24 protein-coding genes, 1 tRNA gene and 1 pseudogene are annotated in these 22100 nt (G+C 62.1%); 13 read left to right on the top strand and 13 right to left on the bottom strand.

Annotated features, from left to right (window positions below; genetic code table 11):
- The 5 genes and pseudogenes from MESS4_RS29165 to MESS4_RS29145 all read right to left on the bottom strand — a co-directional run bounded on the left by MESS4_RS29165 (position 1) and on the right by MESS4_RS29145 (position 3063).
- Positions 1 to 180, bottom strand: a complete 180-nt coding sequence (locus tag MESS4_RS29165; RefSeq protein WP_006339104.1) for a DUF3606 domain-containing protein — start codon at positions 178 to 180, stop codon at positions 1 to 3.
- 133 nt (positions 181 to 313) lie between these two features.
- Positions 314 to 502, bottom strand: a pseudogene (locus tag MESS4_RS33120) (DUF3597 domain-containing protein); the annotation flags it as partial.
- Positions 503 to 836: 334 nt separating this feature from the next.
- Complete coding sequence (locus MESS4_RS29155; RefSeq protein ID WP_006339101.1) at positions 837 to 1067, bottom strand: hypothetical protein; 231 nt, start codon at positions 1065 to 1067, stop codon at positions 837 to 839.
- 221 nt (positions 1068 to 1288) lie between these two features.
- Positions 1289 to 2056: an NYN domain-containing protein gene (locus MESS4_RS29150; protein ID WP_006339100.1), complete on the bottom strand. Its 768-nt coding sequence runs from the start codon at positions 2054 to 2056 to the stop codon at positions 1289 to 1291.
- Between the two features lie 68 nt (positions 2057 to 2124).
- Positions 2125 to 3063 (bottom strand): LysR family transcriptional regulator, encoded by a 939-nt coding sequence (locus MESS4_RS29145; protein WP_006339095.1) that lies wholly within the window; start codon positions 3061 to 3063, stop codon positions 2125 to 2127.
- A 135-nt stretch (positions 3064 to 3198) separates the two neighbouring features.
- Between MESS4_RS29145 and MESS4_RS29140 the strand changes: the two genes are divergently transcribed.
- Positions 3199 to 4545 (top strand): PD40 domain-containing protein, encoded by a 1347-nt coding sequence (locus MESS4_RS29140; protein WP_006339094.1) that lies wholly within the window; start codon positions 3199 to 3201, stop codon positions 4543 to 4545.
- 67 nt (positions 4546 to 4612) lie between these two features.
- Here MESS4_RS29140 and MESS4_RS29135 read toward each other — a convergent pair whose 3' ends face one another.
- The gene (locus MESS4_RS29135) at positions 4613 to 5257 is read right to left on the bottom strand and encodes an aspartate/glutamate racemase family protein (protein WP_006339093.1); all 645 of its coding nucleotides are present in this window, start codon (positions 5255 to 5257) and stop codon (positions 4613 to 4615) included.
- A gap of 158 nt (positions 5258 to 5415) precedes the next feature.
- On the opposite strand from MESS4_RS29135, the gene MESS4_RS34860 reads away from it, so the two are divergent.
- Positions 5416 to 6195, top strand: a complete 780-nt coding sequence (locus MESS4_RS34860; RefSeq protein WP_006339092.1) for a cupin domain-containing protein — start codon at positions 5416 to 5418, stop codon at positions 6193 to 6195.
- On the opposite strand, the gene MESS4_RS29130 is transcribed toward MESS4_RS34860, so the two are convergent.
- Positions 6087 to 7490 (bottom strand): hypothetical protein, encoded by a 1404-nt coding sequence (locus tag MESS4_RS29130; protein WP_006339089.1) that lies wholly within the window; start codon positions 7488 to 7490, stop codon positions 6087 to 6089. The two genes, MESS4_RS34860 and MESS4_RS29130, sit on opposite strands and share 109 nt — an antisense overlap.
- A 439-nt stretch (positions 7491 to 7929) precedes the next feature.
- Here MESS4_RS29130 and MESS4_RS33825 point away from each other — a divergent pair, with 439 nt between their 5' ends.
- Positions 7930 to 8712, top strand: coding sequence for a hypothetical protein (locus MESS4_RS33825; protein WP_157385698.1), 783 nt, complete (start codon positions 7930 to 7932; stop codon positions 8710 to 8712).
- Positions 8713 to 8808: 96 nt separating this feature from the next.
- Here the strand turns inward: MESS4_RS33825 and MESS4_RS29125 are convergent.
- Positions 8809 to 8898, bottom strand: a tRNA-Ser gene (locus tag MESS4_RS29125).
- A 393-nt stretch (positions 8899 to 9291) separates the two neighbouring features.
- On the opposite strand from MESS4_RS29125, the gene MESS4_RS29120 reads away from it, so the two are divergent.
- The 3 genes from MESS4_RS29120 (at position 9292) to MESS4_RS29110 (ending at position 11562) form a co-directional block, all read left to right on the top strand.
- The gene (locus tag MESS4_RS29120) at positions 9292 to 9615 is read left to right on the top strand and encodes a hypothetical protein (RefSeq protein WP_006339085.1); all 324 of its coding nucleotides are present in this window, start codon (positions 9292 to 9294) and stop codon (positions 9613 to 9615) included.
- Between the two features lie 61 nt (positions 9616 to 9676).
- On the top strand, positions 9677 to 10342 hold the full coding sequence (gene msrA, locus MESS4_RS29115) for a peptide-methionine (S)-S-oxide reductase MsrA (protein WP_006339083.1): 666 nt from the start codon (positions 9677 to 9679) through the stop codon (positions 10340 to 10342).
- Between the two features lie 230 nt (positions 10343 to 10572).
- Entirely contained in the window at positions 10573 to 11562 is a 990-nt protein-coding gene (locus MESS4_RS29110; protein WP_006339081.1) for a BMP family ABC transporter substrate-binding protein, read from the top strand.
- 113 nt (positions 11563 to 11675) lie between these two features.
- Here MESS4_RS29110 and MESS4_RS29105 read toward each other — a convergent pair whose 3' ends face one another.
- Together MESS4_RS29105 and MESS4_RS29100 are read right to left on the bottom strand one after the other, a co-directional pair.
- A complete protein-coding gene (locus tag MESS4_RS29105; RefSeq protein WP_006339079.1) occupies positions 11676 to 11879 on the bottom strand; it encodes a hypothetical protein in 204 nt (67 codons plus the stop codon).
- A gap of 16 nt (positions 11880 to 11895) precedes the next feature.
- Entirely contained in the window at positions 11896 to 12102 is a 207-nt protein-coding gene (locus MESS4_RS29100; protein WP_198292816.1) for a SlyX family protein, read from the bottom strand.
- A 289-nt stretch (positions 12103 to 12391) separates the two neighbouring features.
- On the opposite strand from MESS4_RS29100, the gene MESS4_RS29095 reads away from it, so the two are divergent.
- The 6 genes from MESS4_RS29095 (at position 12392) to deoA (ending at position 18648) form a co-directional block, all read left to right on the top strand.
- Positions 12392 to 13924: an ABC transporter ATP-binding protein gene (locus tag MESS4_RS29095; protein ID WP_006339074.1), complete on the top strand. Its 1533-nt coding sequence runs from the start codon at positions 12392 to 12394 to the stop codon at positions 13922 to 13924.
- A complete protein-coding gene (locus MESS4_RS29090; protein WP_006339072.1) occupies positions 13921 to 15060 on the top strand; it encodes an ABC transporter permease in 1140 nt (379 codons plus the stop codon). Before MESS4_RS29095 ends, MESS4_RS29090 begins: the two co-directional genes overlap by 4 nt.
- A gap of 1 nt (position 15061) precedes the next feature.
- Complete coding sequence (locus MESS4_RS29085) at positions 15062 to 16033, top strand: ABC transporter permease (protein WP_006339070.1); 972 nt, start codon at positions 15062 to 15064, stop codon at positions 16031 to 16033.
- Positions 16034 to 16113: 80 nt separating this feature from the next.
- Positions 16114 to 16506, top strand: coding sequence for a cytidine deaminase (gene cdd, locus MESS4_RS29080; protein WP_006339069.1), 393 nt, complete (start codon positions 16114 to 16116; stop codon positions 16504 to 16506).
- Between the two features lie 13 nt (positions 16507 to 16519).
- Entirely contained in the window at positions 16520 to 17329 is an 810-nt protein-coding gene (locus MESS4_RS29075) for a purine-nucleoside phosphorylase (RefSeq protein WP_006339068.1), read from the top strand.
- Complete coding sequence (deoA, locus tag MESS4_RS29070) at positions 17329 to 18648, top strand: thymidine phosphorylase (RefSeq protein WP_006339067.1); 1320 nt, start codon at positions 17329 to 17331, stop codon at positions 18646 to 18648. Before MESS4_RS29075 ends, deoA begins: the two co-directional genes overlap by 1 nt.
- Positions 18649 to 18670: 22 nt before the next feature.
- Here deoA and MESS4_RS29065 read toward each other — a convergent pair whose 3' ends face one another.
- The 3 genes from MESS4_RS29065 to MESS4_RS29055 form a co-directional block, all read right to left on the bottom strand.
- A complete protein-coding gene (locus MESS4_RS29065; protein ID WP_006339066.1) occupies positions 18671 to 19228 on the bottom strand; it encodes a TIGR02281 family clan AA aspartic protease in 558 nt (185 codons plus the stop codon).
- Positions 19229 to 19379: 151 nt separating this feature from the next.
- Positions 19380 to 20009 carry a uracil phosphoribosyltransferase gene (gene upp / locus MESS4_RS29060; RefSeq protein WP_006339064.1) on the bottom strand — a complete coding sequence of 210 codons (630 nt, stop codon included), beginning with the start codon at positions 20007 to 20009 and terminating at the stop codon, positions 19380 to 19382.
- Between the two features lie 199 nt (positions 20010 to 20208).
- Positions 20209 to 21183 carry an adenosine deaminase gene (locus tag MESS4_RS29055; RefSeq protein WP_006339061.1) on the bottom strand — a complete coding sequence of 325 codons (975 nt, stop codon included), beginning with the start codon at positions 21181 to 21183 and terminating at the stop codon, positions 20209 to 20211.
- A 135-nt stretch (positions 21184 to 21318) separates the two neighbouring features.
- Between MESS4_RS29055 and ubiE the strand changes: the two genes are divergently transcribed.
- Positions 21319 to 22095, top strand: coding sequence for a bifunctional demethylmenaquinone methyltransferase/2-methoxy-6-polyprenyl-1,4-benzoquinol methylase UbiE (gene ubiE / locus MESS4_RS29050; protein WP_006339057.1), 777 nt, complete (start codon positions 21319 to 21321; stop codon positions 22093 to 22095).
- The last annotated feature ends 5 nt before the right edge of the window (positions 22096 to 22100 follow it).

Here is a 22100-nt window from a genome sequence, read left to right as displayed (position 1 = left end):
TTACGATCCTTTTATGCTTTCGGCTATTTCTTCCAGCACCTTGCGGTCGCTGCCGTGGCGCTTGATCAGGGTCCGGGCCTGGTCGAGCGTAATGCCGGCTTCCTCGGCGAAATGCCGCACGTCTTCGTCGGCTATCTCCGAGCGGTCGCTTGTGTCGGTCCTGGTCCTGTCCTCTGCCATGGCGGCTCTCCTCGTTTCGACCGAGAGCATAACGGTGAAGATTTCCCGGAGTTCCCTCAGCCAGATCCATCCCGATGGACTCGGGATGGATCGCGATTTGCCTCTGCTTCCGAACCGAGGGTTCGGAATCAGGTCAGGCAGCCAGGTCGCTCGGGATCTTGCCGCCATTCTCGGCCAGCTTCTTCATCAGGGCGCCATGCAGCCACAAATTCATGGTCGCGGAATCGTTCATGTCGCCGGTGTAGTTCAGATCGCGAGCAAGCTCCTTGCGCGCGGCAAGGCTGCTGTCGATGTCGAGAGCCTTCATCAAGTCGACGATCGAGCTCTAGAAGGTAAAGGCTTGGTTGCGTTGTGAAATCGGCCGGATGGAAAGGAAGCGGACAGGCAAGTGCTGCACCGCAATCCGACAGACAGCCACGCGTAATGCGCGAGGTTCGATCCCGGTGCGCGGCCAGATCAGTCCTGGCAAGGGATGGCTGGCGAGGCAAATGGTGGACGAGCGCTCATCGCGCTGTGCCGATGGAAAGCGAAACGGCGTATTCGTTCCGGGCTTAACGTGTATCGCGTTTGAACGGATTCACGCGACGCGCTTTAAGGTCTTGTTTTTATGCATGTCGTTATCGCAAAACCGCTGCGCACTTTTTGCGCGGCATGCATTAGCGCGCCCGATGGTTGAACATGACACCCATGGTCTTACCAATTGCCGTCATCACGATAAGCTCGACGAGATCGTCGTCGCTGTCCTGACAAGCTGGGCTCGTCCGACGGATGGCGTCCAATGCGGCCCTGGTCGAGATGGTGTCGCCGGCACGGAATTTTGAAAGCGCAGATGAAACAAGTTCTTGGGCGGTCAGGTCTATGACAGGCACACTCAACATTGCGTTCATTGGCTCCTCCCGCCATGAACCCTCTCCCACCGGAATGATACGCCGAACACCGGTTTGCGCCAGCGAAATAGTGGTCCGACCAGAGGCCCGATGCGGGTGGGGAGATCTTCGGTTTCAGGGCAAATCCGATAGCTCATCACCCATGGAGTTAGCTGTGGGGCCGGGCAGCCGAAGACATAGCAACGCGTGGGTCTCGTTCACGAAACTGATCATCTGACCTGCTAAATGCGGCGGCGGCGGTCAGGCTTCTCTTTCGTTTGCGTTTCTTGGGCCGACTTGATGCGGATGCGCATGGCTCCACCTTCGGGAAGGTCAATCTCAAAGGCGTTGGTCTTGCGTATGAGATCGCTCAGCTTGCGAAAGCCGAAGGTTCTGGGATCGAAGTCCGACGCCAGGTTGGCGAGCTGATTGCCTACAGTGCCGAGCGGCACCCAGCCGTCCTCGGTTTCCATCTGTGAAATGACCTTGGTGATGATCGGCGTCGCGGCGCTGGGCGGCTGTAACGATTTCGCCGGCACCGCGTCCTGAGTGTTGGCTGGCGCGGTCGGAAGCAGGTTCTCGGTGTATACGAACCGGCGGCATGCCTGCCGAAAACTCTCCGGTGTTTTCTGCTCACCAAATCCATACACGTCGATCCCGTGTTCCCTGATGCGAGCGGCAAGGCGGGTGAAATCGCTGTCGGACGACACCAGGCAGAAGCCTTCGAACCGCCCACTGTGGAGAAGGTCCATCGCGTCGATGACGAGCGTGATGTCGGACGCGTTCTTGCCGGTGGTATAGGCGAATTGCTGCTGCGGGATGATCGCGTGCTTCGACAGCACATCGGCCCACGCCTTTGAACGGGTGCTGGAGAAGTCGCCGTAGATACGACGAACGCTTGCCTCACCGATCTTGGCGATTTCCTCGAATAACCCGTCGACAATCTTGGCCGAAGCGTTGTCTGCGTCGATCAGCACCGCAAGCCGTGGAGAACGTGGTTCGGTTGGCAAGGTAGGCCCCTATTTTTTTGGCGTCGCACCAAATGACATATGGTGCAGCGACAACATTCGAAACCTTTTTATCGAGATTCCCGGGGCAAGCCTTCCGTCGATGGCGGTTCGAGGCCCCGGTCCCTGGTTGTGGCCAGTGTCGCAACCACCTCCAGGAAACGCTTGCCGCTGGCGGACAAGGCCGGCTCGCGCCATGCGGCCGCCATCGGCAAGGACGGCGGCTGAGGGGCAACTGGACGGTACGCGACGCCAGGCCGCGCCACTCTGGCGATGCCCGCGGTGACGAAGCCCAGACCGACGCCCGCCGCAACCAGCCCGGCCAGCGTCGTCATCGGCGTTACCTCCTGGACGATCCGCGGGCTGATGCCGTCTGCCCGAAACAGGGCAATCACCCGGTCATATATGCTTGGGCCGATGGCGCGCGGTGCGAGCAGGAAGGGTTCGCCGTCAAGGTCACTGACACGGACCGTCGCTTGCCCGGCAAGCCGGTGCGTCGCCGGAAGCGCCAGGACCAATGGTTCATCAGGCAACAGATGAATGAGAAGCTCCGGCGTTGTGAGCGGCGGATGCAGCACGCCGAGGTCGATCTCGCCCGCCGCAAGTGCTGCCTCCAGCAATGGCGAGTTCATCTCGATAAGGTCCACCTCGATGTCTGGATATCGGCCGCGAAACATCCGCACCGCCTCCGGCAGGACCCCGTAGAAGGCAATGACGGTGAAGCCGAGTCGCAGGCGCCCAACCTCGCCGCGAACGGCCCTGAGCGCCTGCGTCTTCGCGGCATTGGCATGCTGCACCGCCTTTCGGGCCGGATCGAGGAAGGCGGCTCCGGCCGGCGTGAGCGCCACGCGACGGCGGTCGCGTTCGAACAGATCGGCACCGACTTCCACTTCCAGGGCCCGGATGCGCTGGCTCAGCGACGGCTGGGTCAGGTTCATCCGCTCCGCCGCGCGGCGGAAATGGAGATCCTCGGCAACGGCCACGAAACAGGCGAGCGTGCGGATGTCCAAGATCGTCTCCTTATGCAAAATCCCTATCACAGAGAGCAATATCCCGATTGGATTGCAATCAGCGTCGGAGGTATTTTCGAGCAATGCAAGGGGGTTCGGCGGAACCAGCATCAGCAAAGCAAAAGGAACAAGATCATGATCAGAGCCATCCCTTCCGTGCTCGCCATCGCGCTGAGCATCGGCGTGCCGTCGGTCGTGGCCGCACAGCCGGATCTTGTCGGCCGAATCTCAGCGAACCGGATAGCAGTTATCTCCGATGGCGATTTCGTCGCCCAGACCTACGCCACGGGCAGGCTTGCGCCGCGCCAGGCGGGCTATCGCGATACGCTTACGGTCCTGTCCATCGTCGACGGCAAGGTCGTGACAGGAACCATCCCAATATCCAATTCCGTGACCGCGGCGCCGGAAATCCTGCAATTGACCGAAGATGGACAAACCGCCTTCGTCACGGAAAGGCTGGGCGAGCGCCCTGCGGCGGGCGACACCATCAAGGACCTGCCGCCAGGGCGACGCCTGTTCGCGGTCGATCTTTCCGACGCTGCCGCACCTCGCCTGGCGGACACGGCGGAGATCGCCGCTTTCCCCGAGAGCCTGTCTGTCAGTCCGGATGGACGCCGAATTGCCGTGGTGTCCAACACATCAGAGGCAAGTTTCGTCCAGATCGTCGGCTATCGCGACGGTCGCTTCGGCCCCGTCGCCCGGTTCAACCTTGCCGAACTCGGCGTCACCGGATCGGCGTCGACGCCACGCGGCGGCGTGACCGCGACCAATGTTCATTGGCATCCGGGTGGCCGGCTGCTGGCGGTCAACGTCAACACCCAGAACCGCGTCGCCTTCTTCGAAGTGACCGACGACAATGGCGCGCCAGGCTTGCGGCTGTGGGGCAATATCGTCGATGTCGGCGCCGACCCCTTCGTCGGGCGCTTCACGCCGGACGGGCGCCACTACCTGACCTCCAATTGGGGCCGGGATTTCGCCGCTACCGACATCGAGGGCCGCATTCCGCGCACGCCCTCGACGATCAGCGTCGTGCGGCTGGCCGATCCGGAGGCATCGGCCGATGCCGCGCGCCATGACGTTGTCGCCGGGGCCGAGACCGGCCTCTCAGCCGAAGGCATCGCAGTCAGCCCGGATGGCCGGCTTGTGGCGACAGTCAATATGCGCGGCACGGCGTTCCTGCCTGAATCCACCCGCTTCCAGCGCGACGCCAGTGTCACACTTTTGAGCTTCGATCCGGTCACCGGCGATCTCGCCAGGATCGCCGACTATCCCTTCGAGGGTTCGCTGCCTGAGGGCGGCGTCTTCGATCGGACCGGCGACCACTTCCTCGCCACCGTGTTCCAGGGACATGAGGGGGCGGGACCGGAGGCCGGCGCCGGGCTCGAGATCTTCCGCGTGGTGAAGGGCGATCGGCCATCGCTCGAACGGATCGGCCGCGTGACGCTGCCGCACGGAGCGCATCATGTCGACCTGGCGGGGTAAGGAAGGCCGGCTCCGATCTCCAGGACCCATACAGGGCAGTGGCGGAAACCTATCCGGCGCGACGCGGCTATACGGTTGCCGTCGCCAATCCGACAGCGGACATCAGGGGATCGATGATCCAAAGACCTGTCTCTTGTCGCAGACGCTGGGCGAAGGGCGTCATCCCGGCGCAGCCCAGCACGATCACGCGCGCGCCGCGCTGTTCCAGGCGACGCGCGCCAGCGAGCAACGCTTCAAGGACCTCAGGGGTGTCCACAAGATCCGGAACCTTTATGCCGACCGCCTCGATGCCGGCCAGCCTTGCTTCCAATCCCAGAGTTCTCAACAGGCGAAGCTCACCATTGATATCGTCGTCGAGGTTGGTGAGGATGCCATAGCGCTCGCCAAAGCTCAGGGCCGAGGCCACTCCGGCCTCGCACAGCCCGATGACAGCCCTGGCCGAAAATTCACGCGCTCCGACAACGCCAGGATCACTGAAGCAGGCAATGATGAATGCGTCACAATTGTCCTTCTCACGCTCGATGAGCCGGTAAAGAGAAGGAATCAACTCCTGGGATTGCCGCGCCGTTTCGATGCCGAATGGACCCTCGGCGAGCGTACGGCAGTCGATCTCGGGTCCTCCGGCAAATCTCAGCCGTTCAACGCTGCGGTCCATGGCGGCGGTAAAGGCTTCGTTGCTGTTGGGATTGATGACAAGGATGCGCCGGTTCAAGTTTTATCTCCTATGCCAGGCGTGTTTCCGGCGTGCCGAGGGTTGTCCGGGCTTGCGGCAGGCCCTTCAGGCGCCTGGAGCGGAGCCGCTTTTGATGACGCGGACCAAAAAAATCGCCTAAGCTCGGTGTTCCCCAGTCGCTGAAAGGGAACGAAACCATGACCCCAGTCGTCGCATCCGACAAGCTCGAACGGACTACAGTCTGGGCGGAAGACGACCCATCGGTCAACTGGGCTGGCGCTTTCGCGGTTTACGGCGGACACGGCACGACCCAGTCCTCGATAATCGTCTACGAGATCGAGCCCGGCAAGCGGCTCGGCTGGCACAGCGATGCCACCGAGGAGACGCAATATATCATTGCCGGCACCGGCGAGCTGCACATGGAGGATGGCACCACCCATCCGGTCGGGCCTGGCAGCGTCCTGGTCCTTCCGACGCCGGTCCGGCATGACCTCGTCAACACCGGCACTGAAACCCTGCGGGCGGTCGCCTTCTTTGCAGCGGCGATGTTCACGCAGAGGTTCGACAACGTCATGATGGCTCTAGGGTGCATCGCCCTTGCTGTAGTGCTCAAAGTGACTGCCTTGAGTACCGGCAGACTGGCGGTAGCTCCGCCCGGTGGAGAGGAAGGGGAAGCCAATCCCCCAATGAGGTACTCCACCCAGTCACTCCTCAAACGGAACTCTCCCGCTCCATGCCACCGCAGGCCGCCCATGATGCAGTCTCCTCCCGCGCCAGAGGCTTTTGGGGTCTCACCGCAGAAGGTCCCAGAGCCCCGTGGGGGATGGCATGAGGTAGTAATTGGGCGGAGGGATGACGCTTCGGTCCACTACAGAGAGCGCACTGAGGCCCACCCCGGAAGAGCCTCGCCCAGCTCCAACTCCTCGCGCACGACATCATCGAATACCTCAGGAACCAACCAGGACAGCGCATCATAGAACGGATGCCGGGGGCGCACCTGTTCCGGCTCTAGGGATATCGCCCGCATGATGTGTTCCCGCACTGTCGGCTTGAGCTTGTTCGCAAGAGCTGACCTATCGACAAGCGTTCGGATTGCCTCAGCACATGCCTGCTGGGGACCTCCGCGTGAGAGGAAGGTGTTGAGGGCCGCAGTGGCGTTCGGCATCTGGCGATAAACGAGGTCCTGGTAGCGCCCGCCTGCTTCACTAAGGAGCGTCATGGTCATTGCGACCAGCCGGGCGAAATCATAGCGATCCTCAGCATCTGCCATAGGCCTAGGCAACGTGTCGAACGCCCGAACGACCTGAGGCAATGCCATATTGCTCGTATACCAGTTGCCGTCCGTCGCCTCCTTCAGCGCCTTCAAGGCATCGATCCAGGGCAGCCTCCGGGCGCGAAAGGACCCAATGTCCGGCAGGAGCATGTTGCGGAAATACGGAAGACCCCTATTCGGAAACCTCAGCGCATCGAACCGGACCAAATGGGTCTCCACCACCGACCTGCCTTTGTCGAGAAGGAAGCACTTCAGTATCAATGTGTTTTCGCTTTCAGATGCAGCGATAGCCTCCCGGTCCAGTGCAAAGGCATTGTTCTTGTGTCTCAGGATGACATCCCGGAACGAGGACGGGAGGTTGTCCAGACGGGGCTCCACGCCGTGCAGTACCCAGATGAGCGGCATCCCCTTGCCCTCATAGAAGATACCTCGTTCGGAGATTTCAGGCTGGAACGTGTTGGAGAGCTGGACCTCGCAGACACACTCCGGGAAGCCTTCCCACCTGAAACGGACATCAGGATAGCGACCCCGCTGCCCCTGGTCTCCGGCCACATAGGTCCTGTCGATCTCCACCGCCTGGAACCGCACATCTCGCCTTACCAAACGGTCTAGCTCAGCGCAGATGAACTCATGGGCCGCCGACACCTGGTTGCCTTGATACTGTGCCGCGCGGGCCTCATCTGCCGTCAGCTTGGAGCGGGGATGCCAGGGACACCCGAGACCCTCGCCTTGCCGATGAGCGAAGTAGGGATATCGCCTACGCCCTTTCCCTTTCGCCCTCTCGGAGACATAGACGTGCCCGCCACATCCCGGAAACATGCACTGGGCCTCTAGGCCATTTGGGTCACCGTTGTGCCCGTCCGATATTCGGTTCCTCAGTGCCCGCCACTGATCCTCTGGCATGGCGACCAGATCAACACTAGATACAACACCTGGGGCCGGAAGGATTAGAGCACCCTTCACGGTCCTCTTGAGGCTGGCAATGTCGTCCGTCACCATGGCGACTCATCCTTGTTGCGGGAATTGTATCATTCCACCACATGGTTGTTTGATCCTCCTGTGCCGCAAGACGGTTCAACACCGGACCCGCCGCAAGGGGTCGATCACCCGAGCGCTCCAATTTACGCGACAGCGGGCGGACTTCCCCCCGTGCCCACCTCAGGTGGTCCAATGGCGCGGGCTTACCGGGACCTAGCCCCGATGTCCTCCTCGCCAAATCCAGCGGCGGAGACACAATCAATGTCTTTTTACAGGCACAACCATGAACGACATGGGAGCCAAGACCTCACGGGGAGGTAAGTGGTCCGCGACTCAGGTAATGAGGGTGCTGGAGCGTATTGGCCCTTCCAGCCTGTGAAGTTGGCATCGGAGTGAGCGGAGCCCTATTCGCCTTGAACCCTTGATGCCCGGTGGTCTGGAACATGAGAGGAACTACTCTATGGCCAGTGGAAAGTGCTACCTTGAGGGATATGGCTCGTGTGCCGGCGGCATCAGTCGGGAGCACTATATATCACGTAACATTCTTGAATTTGGCAGTACAGGCAAAGCAGTTAAGATTGGTGGGCTGCCGTGGCAGCCCCCTTCAACAATGCAGGCCATAGGACTTTCGTCTCTTGCCGCACCCATCCTTTGCCAGCACCACAATAAGTCTCTGAAACCAATGGATACGCAGGCCGGTCGATTAATGCGGGTTCTGAATAGCATAGACAAAGTGCCGGCTAAGGTGTCAGCAATAACCTATGTGCATGGCCCTACCTTTGAAAGGTGGATGCTCAAAGTGTTTTGTGGCCTGGCGGCTTGCGGACACTTTAATAACGGTTTCATACCCCGCGAGTGGAAAGAGATACTAGTTGGAGGAGCGTGGCCCGCCTTTTGGGGTGCATACTTTCCGTTAGGATTTGGGCCAGTGACTGTATCAGATGGGCTATCTTTCGAAACGAAAGTGCATCCAGAAACCCGAGAAATAAAGGCCGTCAAGTTCTATTTCTTCGGTCTGCACGTTAATCTTTGCTTTGGTATTCCTGGCGGGGATTATTCCGGGCAAATGAGATGGGGAATTAGACAGCCGCGCCGCATCAATTTCCTTAATGAGCCTCAATGCAAAACGATCGACCTAATGTGGGCTGGCGGGAGCGGCGAAGAGGTGACTTACGTTCGGACTGGCAGCACTAACAGCGGCCCCGACTATCTTAAATACTTTCCATATGACGACTCGGCATAATTTCCCAGCAGTTGGGACACAACGCTGGGACACAACGCTTCGTTGTGCCGGCGCTATCCGACTGATTTTGCAATATTTATTTGGTCTTTGGAATTATGGCGGAGAGAGCGGGATTCGAACCCGCGTTACGGTCTCCCGTAAACACACTTTCCAGGCGTGCGCCTTCAACCACTCGGCCACCTCTCCGTCTTGGCATGTCGCATCGGCCGGTTTCGCCGCGCGGGTTGGGGAACATGCAACTCCCCTGGAAATCCGGTCCGGAATATCCGTACCGTGGGCGCCGTCAACCAACGACATGCCCTTCGCGCTCAAGCCATCAAAGCAACAGGCGCGGGGCTCATCTAGTCGATCCGGCGTCGAATGCCAAGCCATAACGGCGCGCTATTCGCTTTGCCGGGCAAAGGTGGTTTTGCCACGCCGTCGAGGCTGCGCGCCCGCGATGCGCGGCAGGCTCCATGAACGCTGATTGATCAGAAGCTTCAATTTCGCGTGTCGCGATTGCGAATAATGCGCGCGCGCACTATCTCTGAGTGCGAAACAGACAAATCTGGCAAAGGTCCCTGGGGAGGGAAGGTCTGGATGCTCCGCTTTCTTTTCCGTCTTGCGGCGATGGTGGCGCTTTCGGTTTCCGTCATCATGGCAGTGCTCGATACAACCCGATCGGTGGCGGCCTCCGCGCTTGTGCTGACCCCGCTTAACACCAGCTGGCTCGCCGCCTCGCCCGATACGCGAAGCGCCTTCGAAAGCTTCGTCCGCGACAAGGCCGGGTCGCTGCTGTGGGACGGCGTCATCGCCTTTGTGCTCAACCAGCCAGGCTTTGCCGTGTTCGCGGTGTTCGCCTTCATTCTCTATATGATCGGCTACAGGCGAGAGCGGACGACCGGGCGGTTTGCGCCAGCGTAATGACCTTTCCGGCGCCCCCAAACGAAGAGAAATCCCAAATAAAGAGAAGGGAGACTGCTTAATGTTTTTTCTCAGCGACGTGCTGAACAAGAAGCTCAATCTGCCGAAGGCTGCCGAGGCTCTGCCGGGCCGCGCCAAGGCGATCCCGACGGCATCCAGGCATTTTGTCTCGAAAAAGCCGCTCAAGGGGCCTTATCCCGAGGGGCTGGAGACGGCGATGTTCGGGCTGGGCTGCTTCTGGGGCGCAGAGCGGATGTTCTGGCAGGTCGAGGGCGTATGGGTCACGGCGGTCGGCTATGCCGGCGGCGTCACCCCGAACCCGACCTACCAGGAAACCTGCACCGGCCTTACCGGCCATGCCGAAGTCGTGCTGGTCGTCCATGACCCGAAGATCGTTTCCTATGCGGAGCTGCTGAAGCTGTTCTGGGAGAGCCACGACCCGACGCAAGGCATGCGCCAGGGCAATGATGTCGGCACCACCTACCGTTCGGCGATCTACACCTTTGGCGACGCGCAGTACCAGGCGGCGATAGCTTCGCGCGATGCCTACGAGGCCTCCTTGCGCGGCGCCGGCCGCGGCAAGATCACCACCGAGATCGCGCCGGCACCCGAGTTCTACTTCGCCGAGGAGGATCACCAGCAATATCTGGCGAAGAATCCCTATGGCTATTGCAACCTGCAGGGCACCGGCGTCACTTGCGCCATCCCGGCTGCCGTCTCCGCCTGATGGCTTTGGCGAAAGCCTGAGGCCTCTGGCGAATGGAATGTGTCGTGGCGTCGATGTGCGGCGCCACGCTTTTCCAAAGGGTCAAAATTCCACGTGAATTTTGTTTCGGGCCGTGCCAGATTGGCCCCAAGCGGGAGGATGACACTCCTGCCTGATGCCGCATGCCTGCCGGAGAACCGGGCAGGCAGGCGGTGCGTAACGGAAAAAATAACCGACAGGGTGTGGATCACATGAAACGTATCGTTCTCGGCCTCCTGGCCGCAGCTGCAATGGTTCTTCCGGCTTTCGCCGCGGACATCCAGCCCGCGATTCTCTATGATCTCGGCGGCAAGTTCGACAAGTCGTTCAACGAGGCGTCCTACAACGGCGCCGAAAAGTTCAAGACCGAGACCGGCATCCCCTATGTGGAATTCGAGGTCTCCAACGCCACCCAGCGCGAGCAGGCGCTGCGCCGTTTCGCCGAGGATGGCCGCAATCCTATCGTCATGGCGGGCTTTTCCTGGTCGGATGCGCTGGACAAGATCGCCACCGAGTTCCCTGATACCAAATTCGCCATCATCGACATGGTCGTCGACAAGCCCAATGTCCGCTCCCTCGTCTACAAGGAGCAGGAAGGCTCCTATCTCGTCGGCGTGATGGCGGCGATGGCCTCCAAGTCGAAGAAGGTTGGCTTCATCGGCGGCATGGACATTCCGCTGATCCGCAGGTTCGGCTGCGGCTATGTCGGCGGCGCCAAGGCGGCCGGTGCGACCGACGTCTTCCAGAACATGACCGGTGACACGCCGGCGGCCTGGAACGATCCGGCCAAGGGCGGCGAAATCGCCAAGACGCAGATCGACCAGGGCGCCGACGTGGTCTACGCGGCGGCCGGCGGCACCGGTGTCGGCGTGCTGCAGGCAGCGGCCGACGCCGGCAAGCTCGGCATCGGCGTCGATTCCAACCAGAACGGCCTGCAGCCCGGCAAGGTGCTGACCTCGATGGTCAAGCGCGTCGACGTTGCCGTCTACAGCACCTTCATGGACGCCAAGGACGGCAAGTTCACCGCCGGCATCAACGATCTCGGCCTCAAGGAAGGCGGCGTCGACTACGCCATGGACGACAACAACAAGGCGCTTGTCGACGATGCGATGAAGGCGGCGGTCGAAAAGGCCAAGGCCGACATCATCGCCGGCACCATCAAGGTGCACGACTACATGTCGGACAACGCCTGCCCTTATTGATCGCGGCACCGCGGATACGATCGAAGCCGCCGGGTGAACCCGGCGGTTTTACTTTATCCATTCCCCGGCCAGGTGGACCCACTCTAATGTCGCTGCCTGCCCCTGAGCCGCGCTCATGGCAGCGCGACAACTACGGCACCGGACCACAACGCCGCCACATAGCCCAGCGCGAAGGCTGCAATCAGTCCAATGGCGATGGCAAATCCACGCCGACCGCCTGGTGTGTGCAGGCCGATGCCATGGGGCGGCTGCCGCAAGCTGTCGATCACCGGCGGTTTTGCCTTGTCATGGCCGCTGCGGCCATTCTCATCGGCCATGGCCGTTGCTCCTCCTCTACCAATGCGGCGGCTTGGTCACCGGGACGTCGGGAGCAGCCTGTTCCTCCAGCGCCAGGAAGCGATCAGTCAGCGCGTCGAGCTTGCGCTGCATACGCTCGATCACCTTCCATTGCTCGGCGATCTGGCCGGACAATTCCTCGATGGTCTTCTCGTGCTCGGCGGCGCGGATTTCCAGCGTCGTCAGCCGGTCGGCGGGCATGATCATTTGAAAATCCTTGGACTTGCAAAGTGCCACATTAGAGCGACGTGCGTCCACCTGGACGCACAAAGTACGCTCTAAGACTCTTAATCTTCGCATCGTGCTTTCCGGAAATCGAATCCGATTTTCGGGCCGATGCGAGAGCGAATGTGAAGGCTGCGGCCACGTTCGAAATTGACAAGCGCGCCGGGATTTGTCGAGAGTGGATGCCGTACCGGCCAATTGGCACAGGCGGGGCGTCATGCTAGGCATTTTGACCAAGCGATAAAAAAATAAGAGTGGGACTGGCTGCATGGCGCAAGCCGCGATCGAGCTGATCGGCATCAACAAGAGTTTCGGCGCCGTTCGCGCCAACCGCGACATCAACCTGGAGATCGTGCGCGGCACCATACACGGCATTGTCGGCGAGAACGGCGCCGGCAAGTCGACGTTGATGTCGATCCTCTATGGTTTCTACCAGGCCGACAGCGGCGAAATCCGCGTCGGCGGCAAGCCTGCCTCGATCAAGACGCCCAACGACGCGATCGCGCTAGGCATCGGCATGGTGCATCAGCATTTCATGCTGGTCGACAATTTCACGGTGCTGGAAAACGTCATTCTCGGCGCCGAAAGCGATGCGCTGTTGACGAAGAGCATCGCCAAGGCGCGCTCCGAACTCGAACGGCTCGAACGCGAATACGGGCTGGAAGTCGATCCCGATGCGATCATCGAGGAGTTGCCGGTCGGCCTGCAGCAGCGTGTCGAGATCCTGAAGGCGCTCTATCGCGGCGCCGAGATCCTGATCCTCGACGAGCCGACGGGCGTGCTGACGCCGGCCGAGGCCGACCATCTGTTCCGCATCCTCAAGCAGTTGAAGGAGCAGGGCAAGACGGTGGTTCTGATCACCCACAAGCTGCGCGAGATCATGGCGATCACCGACACGGTCTCGGTCATGCGCCAAGGCACGATGGTGGCGACGCGCGAAACCAGGAAGACCACGGTCGAGGAACTGGCCGAGCTGATGGTCGGACGGCGGGTGCTGCTGAGGGTCGAGAAGGGCGAGGCGGAAGCCGGCGGCGTCAAGCTTGCGGTCAAGAACCTGACAGTGAAGGATTCGCGCGGCGTCACCATGGTCGACGACATCTCCTTCGACATCCGCGCCGGCGAGATCGTCGGCATCGCCGGTGTCGCCGGCAACGGGCAATCCGAACTGCTTGAGGCGATTTCCGGCATCAGGCGCGCCGTCTCCGGTTCCGTCATGCTTGACGGCAAGCCGATCGACCTCACCGGGGCAGCCGATCCCGGCGAGTTGCGCGACCGTGGGCTCGCCCATGTGCCGGAGGATCGCCACCATGTCGGGCTGGTGCTGGCCTTCGAGGAGAACGAGAATTCGATCCTCGGCTATCACGACGATCCACGCTACCTGAAGGGCCCGTTCCTCGACATCGATGCCATCCGCAACGACGCCAGGGACAAGATCACCAAATACGACATCCGCCCGGCCGACTGCCGGCTGAAGACCGCCAATTTCTCCGGCGGCAACCAGCAGAAGATCGTGCTGGCGCGGGAGATGGAGCAGGATCCGGGCGTGCTGATCGTCGGCCAGCCGACGCGGGGCGTCGATGTCGGTGCCATCGAATTCATCCACAAGCGGCTGATCGCCATGCGCGACCAGGGCAAGGCTGTGCTGGTGGTGTCGGTCGAGCTGGACGAGATCCGTTCGCTTTCCGACCGCATCCTGGTGATGTTCGCCGGCCGCATCGTCGGCGAGCGCGGCCCGGAAGCGACCGAAGGCGAGCTCGGCCTGCTGATGGCCGGTGTCGAGCAGCGGGAGGCCGCGGAATGAGCACGCCCTACGCCAAGCTGCCGGCCTGGGCCGACTACGGCCTGATCCCGGTGATCAATCTCGCCGTCGCCTTCGTCGTCGCCGGTTTCGTCGTCATGCTGGTCGGCGAGAACCCGTTCCGCGCGGCCGTGATCCTGGTCGAAGGCGCCTTCGGCAAGGGGCAAGGCATCGCCTTTACGCTTTTCTACGCCACCACCTTCATCTTCAGCGGGCTTTCGGTGGCGGTCGCGGCGCATTGCGGCCTGTTCAACATCGGTGGCGAGGGCCAGGGCTATATCGCCGGCCTCGGCATCGGCATCGTCTGCCTGGCGTTCGACAGCGTGCTGCCCTGGTGGCTGACTTTCCCTATCGCAATCATCGCCGCGGCGGCGATGGGCGCGCTGTGGGCGCTGATCCCGGCCTATCTGCAGGCCAAGCGCGGCTCGCATATCGTCATCACCACAATCATGTTCAATTTCATCGCCGCCAGCGTCATGGTCTATGCGCTGGTCGGGTTCTTGAAGCCGCCCAGTTCGATGGCGCCGCAGACGCGCACCTTTCTCGACGGCGCGCAATTACCGAAGCTCAACTGGGTCATCGAGCTGTTCGGCGCCAAGATCCGCTCGGCGCCGCTCAACATCTCCTTCCTGCTGGCGCTGGTCATGGCCTTCCTGGTCTGGCTGCTGATCTGGCGTACCAGGCTCGGCTACGAGATGCGCACCTATGGCCACAGCCCGAAGGCGGCACGCTATGCCGGCATTTCGGAAACCCGCATCATCATCATCGCCATGATGATCTCGGGCGCGCTGGCCGGCATGATGGCGCTCAACCCGACGATGGGCGACCAGCACAATGTCGCGCTCGATTTCGTCTCGGGCGCCGGTTTCGTCGGCATCGCGGTGGCGCTGATGGGCCGCCTGCATCCGGTCGGCATTGTGCTCGCCGCGATCCTGTTCGGCATGCTCTACCAGGGCGGCGCCGAGCTCGCCTTCGAGATGCCGGCGATTTCGCGCGACATGATCGTCATCATCCAGGGCCTGGTCATCCTGTTCGCCGGCGCGCTCGAACACATGTTCCGGCCTTATGTCCAGGCGCTGTTCGCCTCCATCAGCCCGAGATCGGTCGGCATCGAAGCGGCCAAGGGGAAGGGGGCCTGAGATGGACCTGTTCAACGCCTTCATCCAGATACTGGACTCGACCATCCGCCTGTCGGTGCCGCTGCTGCTGGCCTGCCTCGCCGGCCTCTATTCGGAGCGCGCCGGCATCTTCGACATCGGGCTCGAGGGCAAGATGCTGGTCGGCGCCTTCGCAGGTGCCGCCGCCGCCTCGGTCTTCCACTCGGCCCTTCTCGGCCTTGGCATGGCCATCCTGATCTCGGTCGCCTTCGCCATGATCCATGGCTTTGCCTCGATCACCCATCGCGGCAACCAGATCGTCTCCGGCGTGGCGATCAATTTTATCGCCGCCGGATCGACCATCATGCTCGGCCAGCACTGGTTCCAGCAAGGCGGGCGCACGCCGGCGCTGGCACCCGGCGAGCGCTTCGGGGCGATCACCTGGCCTGGCGCCGATGCACTGAGGGACGTGCCGATCCTCGGACCGATCTATGCGGAGCTGATCTCCGGCCACTCCATACTGGTCTATATCGCCTTCCTGATGGTGCCGTTCACCTGGTGGGTGCTGTTTCGCACCCGCTTCGGCCTCAGGTTGCGCGCCGTCGGCGAGAATCCGGCGGCCGTCGACACCGCCGGTATCTCGGTCGCCTGGCTGCGCTACCGGGCGCTGATCTGCACCGGCGTGCTGACCGGCATCGCCGGGGCCTATCTGTCGATGGTGCAAAATGGCGGCTTCGTGAAGGACATGACCGCCGGCAAGGGCTATATCGCGCTGGCCGCGCTGATCTTCGCCAAATGGAAGCCGGTCAACGCCATGTTCGCCTGCCTGCTGTTCGGGTTCCTCGACGCGCTGTCGATCCGCCTGCAAGGCACGCCGCTGCCTGTCATCGGCAAAGTGCCGGTGCAGTTCATGCAGGCGCTGCCCTATGTGCTGACCGTAATCCTGCTGGCCGGCTTCATCGGCAAGGCGATCCCGCCGCGCGCCGGCGGCGTGCCCTATGTCAAGGAACGCTGAACTGATCCTGAAAATGCGGATCGGCATCGCGGGAAAGGAAGCGCCGGGTTTTGAACAAGATCATCCGAGAGAAGAACCGAATGTCGCATGATCTGTTCGAAGCGGCCAAGGCTGCCATGGCCAAGGCCTATGCGCCCTATTCGAAGTTCCCGGTGGGGGCGGCACTTCGCACCGAGGACGGCCGTGTCTTTGCCGGCGCCAATGTCGAGATCGCATCCTATCCGGAAGGCTGGTGCGCCGAGACCACCGCGCTCGGCCATTACATCATGGGCGGCGGCGGCAAGATCACGGATATCGCCGTCATTGCCGAGCGCACGGCCAAATGTTCGCCCTGCGGCGGCTGCCGCCAGCGGCTGGCCGAGTTCTGCCAGCCCGAAACCAAACTTTATCTCTGTGACAATACCGGCGTCGTCGAGACCGTGACGATGGGCGACATGCTGCCCTACGGCTTCAAGGGCGACGTCTTAAAATGAAGAACTGGCTGAAATGACAGAAAAAGCACTCGATCATCTCGTCGAAAGGCTGGACGGGCTGGCGCCGACAACCGCGCTGGTGCTCGGTTCGGGTCTTGGTGGCCTCGTCGACCAGGTCGAGGATGCAGTGCGCATTTCCTATGCCGACTTGCAGGGCTTTCCCAGAAGTGGCGTCAGTGGCCATGCCGGCGAGGTGGTGGCGGGGCTATTCGCCGGTACGCCGGTGCTGATGCTGTCCGGCCGCGCGCACTATTACGAGCACGGCAATGCCGCCGCGATGCGGCCGGCGCTGGAGGTGCTCGCCGGCATCGGTATATCGAAGCTGATCCTCACCAATGCCGCCGGCTCGGTCGATCCGGCGATGGGGCCGGGTTCGGTGATGCTGATCACCGACCACATCAATTTCTCGGGCTCCAATCCGCTGATCGGCGAACCGAGCGACCGCCGTTTCGTTGGCCTGACCGAAGCCTATGATGTCGGCATTCGCAAGGCGATCGAGAAGGCAGCGACGGCGACGGCTACCGCGCTGCACCAGGGCGTCTATATGTGGTTCTCGGGGCCGTGCTTCGAGACGCCGGCCGAGATCCGCATGGCGCGTATCATGGGCGCCAACGCCGTCGGCATGTCGACCGTGCCGGAGGTCATCCTCGCCCGCTTCCTCGGCCTGCGGGTGGCCGCCTGTTCGGTCATCACCAACCTTGCCGCTGGGATGACCGGGGCGGATCTGTCACACCAGGAAACCAAGGACATGGCGCCGATCGGCGGCGCGCGGCTGGCGACCATTCTCCAGCGTGTGTTCCAGGACGGGTTGCCGGAGAGCTGATGCTTCCCCAGGAAATCATCCGCCGCAAGCGTGACGGCCAGAGGCTGTCGGCGCAGGAGATCGCGGGTTTCATCGAAGGCCTGACATCGGGTGCCGTCTCGGACGGCCAGGCCGCGGCCTTCGCCATGGCGGTGTTCTTCAACGGCATGAGCCGCGACGAGGCGGTCGCGCTGACGCTTGCCATGCGCGATTCCGGCGGTGTGCTCGACTGGTCGGATCTGCCCGGTCCGGTCACCGACAAGCATTCGACGGGCGGCGTCGGCGACAATGTCTCGCTGATGCTGGCGCCGATCGTTGCCGCCTGCGGCGCCTATGTGCCGATGATATCAGGCAGAGGTCTCGGCCATACCGGCGGCACGCTGGACAAGATGGATGCGATCCCCGGCTATGTCAGCCAGCCCGATGTGGCGCGCCTGCACAAGGCAGTGCTCGAAACCGGCTGCGCCATCATCGGCCAGACCGCGCATCTGGCGCCCGCCGACCGCAGGCTCTATGCGATCCGCGACGTGACGGGAACGGTCGAATCCGTGCCGCTGATCACCGCCTCGATCTTGTCGAAGAAGCTGGCCGCCGGCCTGCAGTCGCTGGTGCTCGACGTGAAGGTCGGCAACGGCGCCTTCATGGAGAAGTCGCGCGATGCGACGGCACTGGCGAACAGCCTGGTCGAAGTCGCCAACGGTGCGGGGTTGAAGGCCTCGGCGCTGGTCACCGGCATGAACGAGCCGCTGGCGTCAGCCGCGGGCAACGCGCTCGAGGTGCACAATGCCGTCGACTTCCTCACCGGCCGCTTTCGCGACCGTCGGCTGGAAGACGTGACGCTGGCGCTGGCCTCGGATATGCTGCAGTCGGCAGGCCTTGTGTCATCCAACCAGGACGGCATGCGCCGCGCCACCGAGACGCTTGCCGGCGGCCGCGCGGCTTCCGTCTTCGGGCGCATGGTGGCGGCGCTCGGCGGGCCGGCCGACTTCGTCGAAAAGCCGGAAAAATACCTGCCGAGGGCGGCGGTGGAACTCGCGGTCAAGGCGGCCGGAAACGGTTTTGTCACCGGGATCGCGACCCGCGACATCGGACTTGCCGTCGTTGGCCTCGGCGGAGGTCGCAAGCATCCGGACGACAGGATCGACCACGCGGTCGGCATCACCAGGCTGCTGCCGGTCGGCGCGGAGGTGCGGGCCGGTGAAGCGCTGGCGCTGGTCCATGCCCGCAATACCGCAGATGCTGAGGTGGCAGCGGCCGCCGTGCTTTCGGCCTATACGACCGGGCCTTCGAAGCCGGCGGCGGAAAAATCTGTCATCCGGCGGATCCTGCCGCGCGGATAGTTCTTCTGCCACACAGCCGCCTCTATTGCACGAGCAGTAGTGCGCCGTTCTCGACCTGGTATTTTTCGAGCCGCTGCAAGAAGCTCATGCCGATCAGATTGATCCGTAGCGCCTTGTCGTCCAGCACCAACGCCTGGACGCCGTCGACCGCGATCTTGCCGATCTGCAGGCGATCGATCGTCACCACGGCGGCGTTGATCGTGCCATTGGCGGTGTTGACCTTTTGGCGGAAGTCGGAGGCATTCAGCGAAATCCCGATCCGGCGCGCGGTGGAGGTGTTGATGGCGACGAATGTCGCGCCGGTATCGATCATGCCGTCGACCTGACGGCCGTTGAATTTGAAGGCCGAGGTGAAATGCCCGCGCGCGTCCGCCGCGACGACGACCTTGCGGCCAAGCGGCTGCGCCGGCCTTTCTGGAACTGCCGCCATGGTCAGGTTCGGCTGTGCATCGGCAGCCGGCCCGGTCGAAGTCGCCGGCTTCAGCAGGCTTTCGATAAGCCTCGGATTGGACTGATAGAGCATCGGGATCCACACCGATGTCCCGACAATCGCGCCAAGGAATAAAAGCCTGCGCAACATGGATCAGCCCCTGGAGCGGGATGGTTTAAATTGACCAGGCATCCCGCTCTGTCCGTTTGTCTGGAACGTCCATGTTAGCGCGGACACGGTATTTGCCGCTTTAACGCGTGCCGAAACCGTGCCTTTTCGTAAACGATCGGTAAACGGCCAGCTACTTGGTCCCGTACATGCGGTCGCCGGCGTCGCCGAGGCCAGGCATGATGTAGCCTTTCTCGTTGAGCTGACGGTCGATCGAGGCGGTGAAGACCGGAACATCCGGATGCGCCTTGGTGAAGCGCTCGATGCCCTCCGGTGCCGCCAGCAGGCAGAGGAAGCGGATGTTGGTGGCGCCGCGTCCTTTCAGCTTGTCGATCGCCGCGATCGCCGAATTGGCGGTGGCCAGCATCGGATCGACGACGATCACCAGCCGGTCGGCAAGATCGCCCGGCGCCTTGAAGAAATATTCTATCGCCTCCAGCGTCTCGTGGTCGCGGTAGAGGCCGATATGGGCGACGCGCGCCGCCGGCACCAGGTCGAGCAGGCCTTCGAGCAGGCCGTTGCCGGCGCGCAGCACCGAGGCGAAGACCAGCTTCTTGCCCTCCAGCGTCGGCGCCTCCATCGTCTCTATCGGCGTTTCGATGGTGGTCGTCGTCAGTTCGAGATTACGAGTGACCTCGTAACCCAAAAGCAGCGAGATCTCGCGCAGCAACCGCCGGAAGCCGGCCGTCGAGGTCTCCTTCTTGCGCATGATGGTCAGCTTGTGCTGGACAAGCGGATGGTCGACGACGGTGACGCCCTTCATGGTGTTCTCCTAGCTGCGCAGGTGAATAGTGAATGGTGAATAGTGAATAGTGAATAGGTTTGCGAGTCCTTGGTTGCGCGGAAAAATTCGCGGTTGACGGACCGAAGCGCCGGGTTCACCATTCACCATTCACCATTCACCATTCACCATTCACCATTCACCATTCACCATTCACCATTCACCATTCACCATTCACCATTCACCTGCCCTTGACGTCGAGCCGGCTCAGCAGCATTGCCTTGGTCTTCCTGTCGACGAAGGCGGCCTCTATTGCCGTTCTGGTGATGGCGGCGAGCGCCTTGTCGTTCATCGCAAAATGCTCGGCGGCGATGTCGTATTCGCGCTTCAGCGACGTCCAGAAATAGGGCGGGTCGTCGGAGTTGAGGGTCACCTTGCAGCCCGCCGCCTTGAGCGCCGGAAAAGGATGGTCGGCAAAACTGTCGAAGACCTTCAGCGCGATGTTGGAGCCGGGGCAGCATTCGAGCACGACGCCCTCGTCTGCGATGCGCCGGACAAGGTCGGGGTTTTCGATGGCGCGCACGCCGTGGCCGATGCGGGAGGGGCGGATGTGGTCGAGCGCCGCCTTGACGTTCTCCCAGCCCATCAGTTCGCCGGCATGGACGGTGATGCCGAGGCCGGCCTCGCGGGCGATTTCGAAGGCCCTGACATAGTCCTCCAGGTCGCCGATCCGCTCGTCGCCGGCGACGCCGAAGCCGGTGACCAGCGGATGGCCGCAGCGGGCGGCGAAACGCGCCGCCTGCTCGATCGCCTCGACGCCGATATGGCGCACACCGGTGACGATCATGCGGCCCTCTATGCCGGTCTTGGCCTTGGCGCGGGCCATGCCTTCGCCAAGCGCGTCCGTATAGGCCTTGGGCGACAGTCCGGCCTTTGTTGCGTGATCGGGCGAAGTGAAGACTTCGGAATAGATGGCGCCGTCGCGGGCCAGGCTGGTCAGATAATGATCGGCCAGCCGCGCATAGTCCTCTTCCGTGCGGAACAGGTCGGAGGAGAAATCGTAGGCGGCGAGGAAAGAGGTAAAATCGTGCCAGACGAATGAGCCGTCCTGGATGTAGGGTGAGGCGTCCTTGCCATATTTCTGTGCCTGGCGGATGACGAGCTCGGGCGCCGCTGCCCCTTCGATGTGGCAGTGCAGTTCCGCTTTCAAAGGCATTCAATCATCCCGTCAGGTCGGTCCAGGTCGTATAAGCCCACCACCTGGAAGCGCGGCCGAACACCGCGCCTTAAACAATAGCGCCCGCACCATCGATCGGCTATGGTCCCGCCGGTTTTATGACGGATCAAAATAATGTCAGTTGAGAGAACCACGGCCGCGGGCGGCATGGAAACCTCCTATGGTTTCAAGCGCGTGGGGGCAGGCGACAAGCAATCCCTTGTCAACGACGTTTTCCACAAGGTCGCCAACCGCTACGACCTGATGAACGACCTGATGTCGGCGGGGCTGCACCGGCTGTGGAAGGATGCCATGGTGACATGGCTCAATCCGCCGAAGCGACCGGGTTGGAAGGTTCTCGACGTTGCCGGTGGCACCGGCGACATCGCCTTCCGGATCGTCGAGGCGAGCCACGGTCATGCCCACGCCACGGTCCTCGACATCAACGGCTCGATGCTTGCCGTCGGCCGCGACCGGGCCGAGAAAAAGGGCCTGTCCGACAATACCGATTTCGTCGAGGCCAATGCCGAGGAACTGCCTTTTCCCGACACCACATTCGACGCCTACACGATCGCCTTCGGCATCCGCAACGTGCCGCGCATCGATGTCGCGCTTGCCGAAGCCTATCGCGTCTTGAAGCCCGGTGGCCGCTTTCTCTGCCTCGAATTTTCCGAAGTCGAGATGCCGCTGCTCGACAAGGCCTATGAAGCCTGGTCGTTCAATGCCATCCCCAGGATCGGCAAGGCCGTCACCGGCGACGGCGAACCCTATTCCTATCTGGTCGAATCGATCCGCAAATTTCCCAATCAGCAGAATTTCGCTGACATGATTTCGCGCGCCGGCTTCGACCGCGCCTCGTTCCGCAACTACTCCGGCGGCATCGCCGCGCTTCATTCGGGCTGGAAGCTTTGAGGCTG

Source organism: Mesorhizobium sp. STM 4661 (assembly GCF_000359125.1).
Lineage (GTDB): Bacteria > Pseudomonadota > Alphaproteobacteria > Rhizobiales > Rhizobiaceae > Mesorhizobium.
Note: the sequence above shows the minus strand (reverse complement) of the source record. Positions and strands in the feature narration are given on the sequence as shown.

Coding starts and splice junctions, on each gene's coding strand:
- MESS4_RS29165 (WP_006339104.1), bottom strand. CDS start 180: ATGGCAGAGGACAGGACCAGGACCGACACAAGCGACCGCTCGGAGATA.
- MESS4_RS29065 (WP_006339066.1), bottom strand. CDS start 19,228: ATGTTGCGCAGGCTTTTATTCCTTGGCGCGATTGTCGGGACATCGGTG.
- MESS4_RS29055 (WP_006339061.1), bottom strand. CDS start 21,183: ATGCCTTTGAAAGCGGAACTGCACTGCCACATCGAAGGGGCAGCGGCG.
- ubiE (WP_006339057.1), top strand. CDS start 21,319: ATGTCAGTTGAGAGAACCACGGCCGCGGGCGGCATGGAAACCTCCTAT.
- MESS4_RS29075 (WP_006339068.1), top strand. CDS start 16,520: ATGACAGAAAAAGCACTCGATCATCTCGTCGAAAGGCTGGACGGGCTG.
- MESS4_RS33825 (WP_157385698.1), top strand. CDS start 7,930: ATGGCCAGTGGAAAGTGCTACCTTGAGGGATATGGCTCGTGTGCCGGC.
- msrA (WP_006339083.1), top strand. CDS start 9,677: ATGTTTTTTCTCAGCGACGTGCTGAACAAGAAGCTCAATCTGCCGAAG.
- deoA (WP_006339067.1), top strand. CDS start 17,329: ATGCTTCCCCAGGAAATCATCCGCCGCAAGCGTGACGGCCAGAGGCTG.
- MESS4_RS29155 (WP_006339101.1), bottom strand. CDS start 1,067: ATGAACGCAATGTTGAGTGTGCCTGTCATAGACCTGACCGCCCAAGAA.
- MESS4_RS29140 (WP_006339094.1), top strand. CDS start 3,199: ATGATCAGAGCCATCCCTTCCGTGCTCGCCATCGCGCTGAGCATCGGC.
- cdd (WP_006339069.1), top strand. CDS start 16,114: ATGTCGCATGATCTGTTCGAAGCGGCCAAGGCTGCCATGGCCAAGGCC.
- MESS4_RS29090 (WP_006339072.1), top strand. CDS start 13,921: ATGAGCACGCCCTACGCCAAGCTGCCGGCCTGGGCCGACTACGGCCTG.
- MESS4_RS29085 (WP_006339070.1), top strand. CDS start 15,062: ATGGACCTGTTCAACGCCTTCATCCAGATACTGGACTCGACCATCCGC.
- MESS4_RS29095 (WP_006339074.1), top strand. CDS start 12,392: ATGGCGCAAGCCGCGATCGAGCTGATCGGCATCAACAAGAGTTTCGGC.
- MESS4_RS34860 (WP_006339092.1), top strand. CDS start 5,416: ATGACCCCAGTCGTCGCATCCGACAAGCTCGAACGGACTACAGTCTGG.
- upp (WP_006339064.1), bottom strand. CDS start 20,009: ATGAAGGGCGTCACCGTCGTCGACCATCCGCTTGTCCAGCACAAGCTG.
- MESS4_RS29105 (WP_006339079.1), bottom strand. CDS start 11,879: ATGGCCGATGAGAATGGCCGCAGCGGCCATGACAAGGCAAAACCGCCG.
- MESS4_RS29130 (WP_006339089.1), bottom strand. CDS start 7,490: ATGGTGACGGACGACATTGCCAGCCTCAAGAGGACCGTGAAGGGTGCT.
- MESS4_RS29120 (WP_006339085.1), top strand. CDS start 9,292: ATGCTCCGCTTTCTTTTCCGTCTTGCGGCGATGGTGGCGCTTTCGGTT.
- MESS4_RS29110 (WP_006339081.1), top strand. CDS start 10,573: ATGAAACGTATCGTTCTCGGCCTCCTGGCCGCAGCTGCAATGGTTCTT.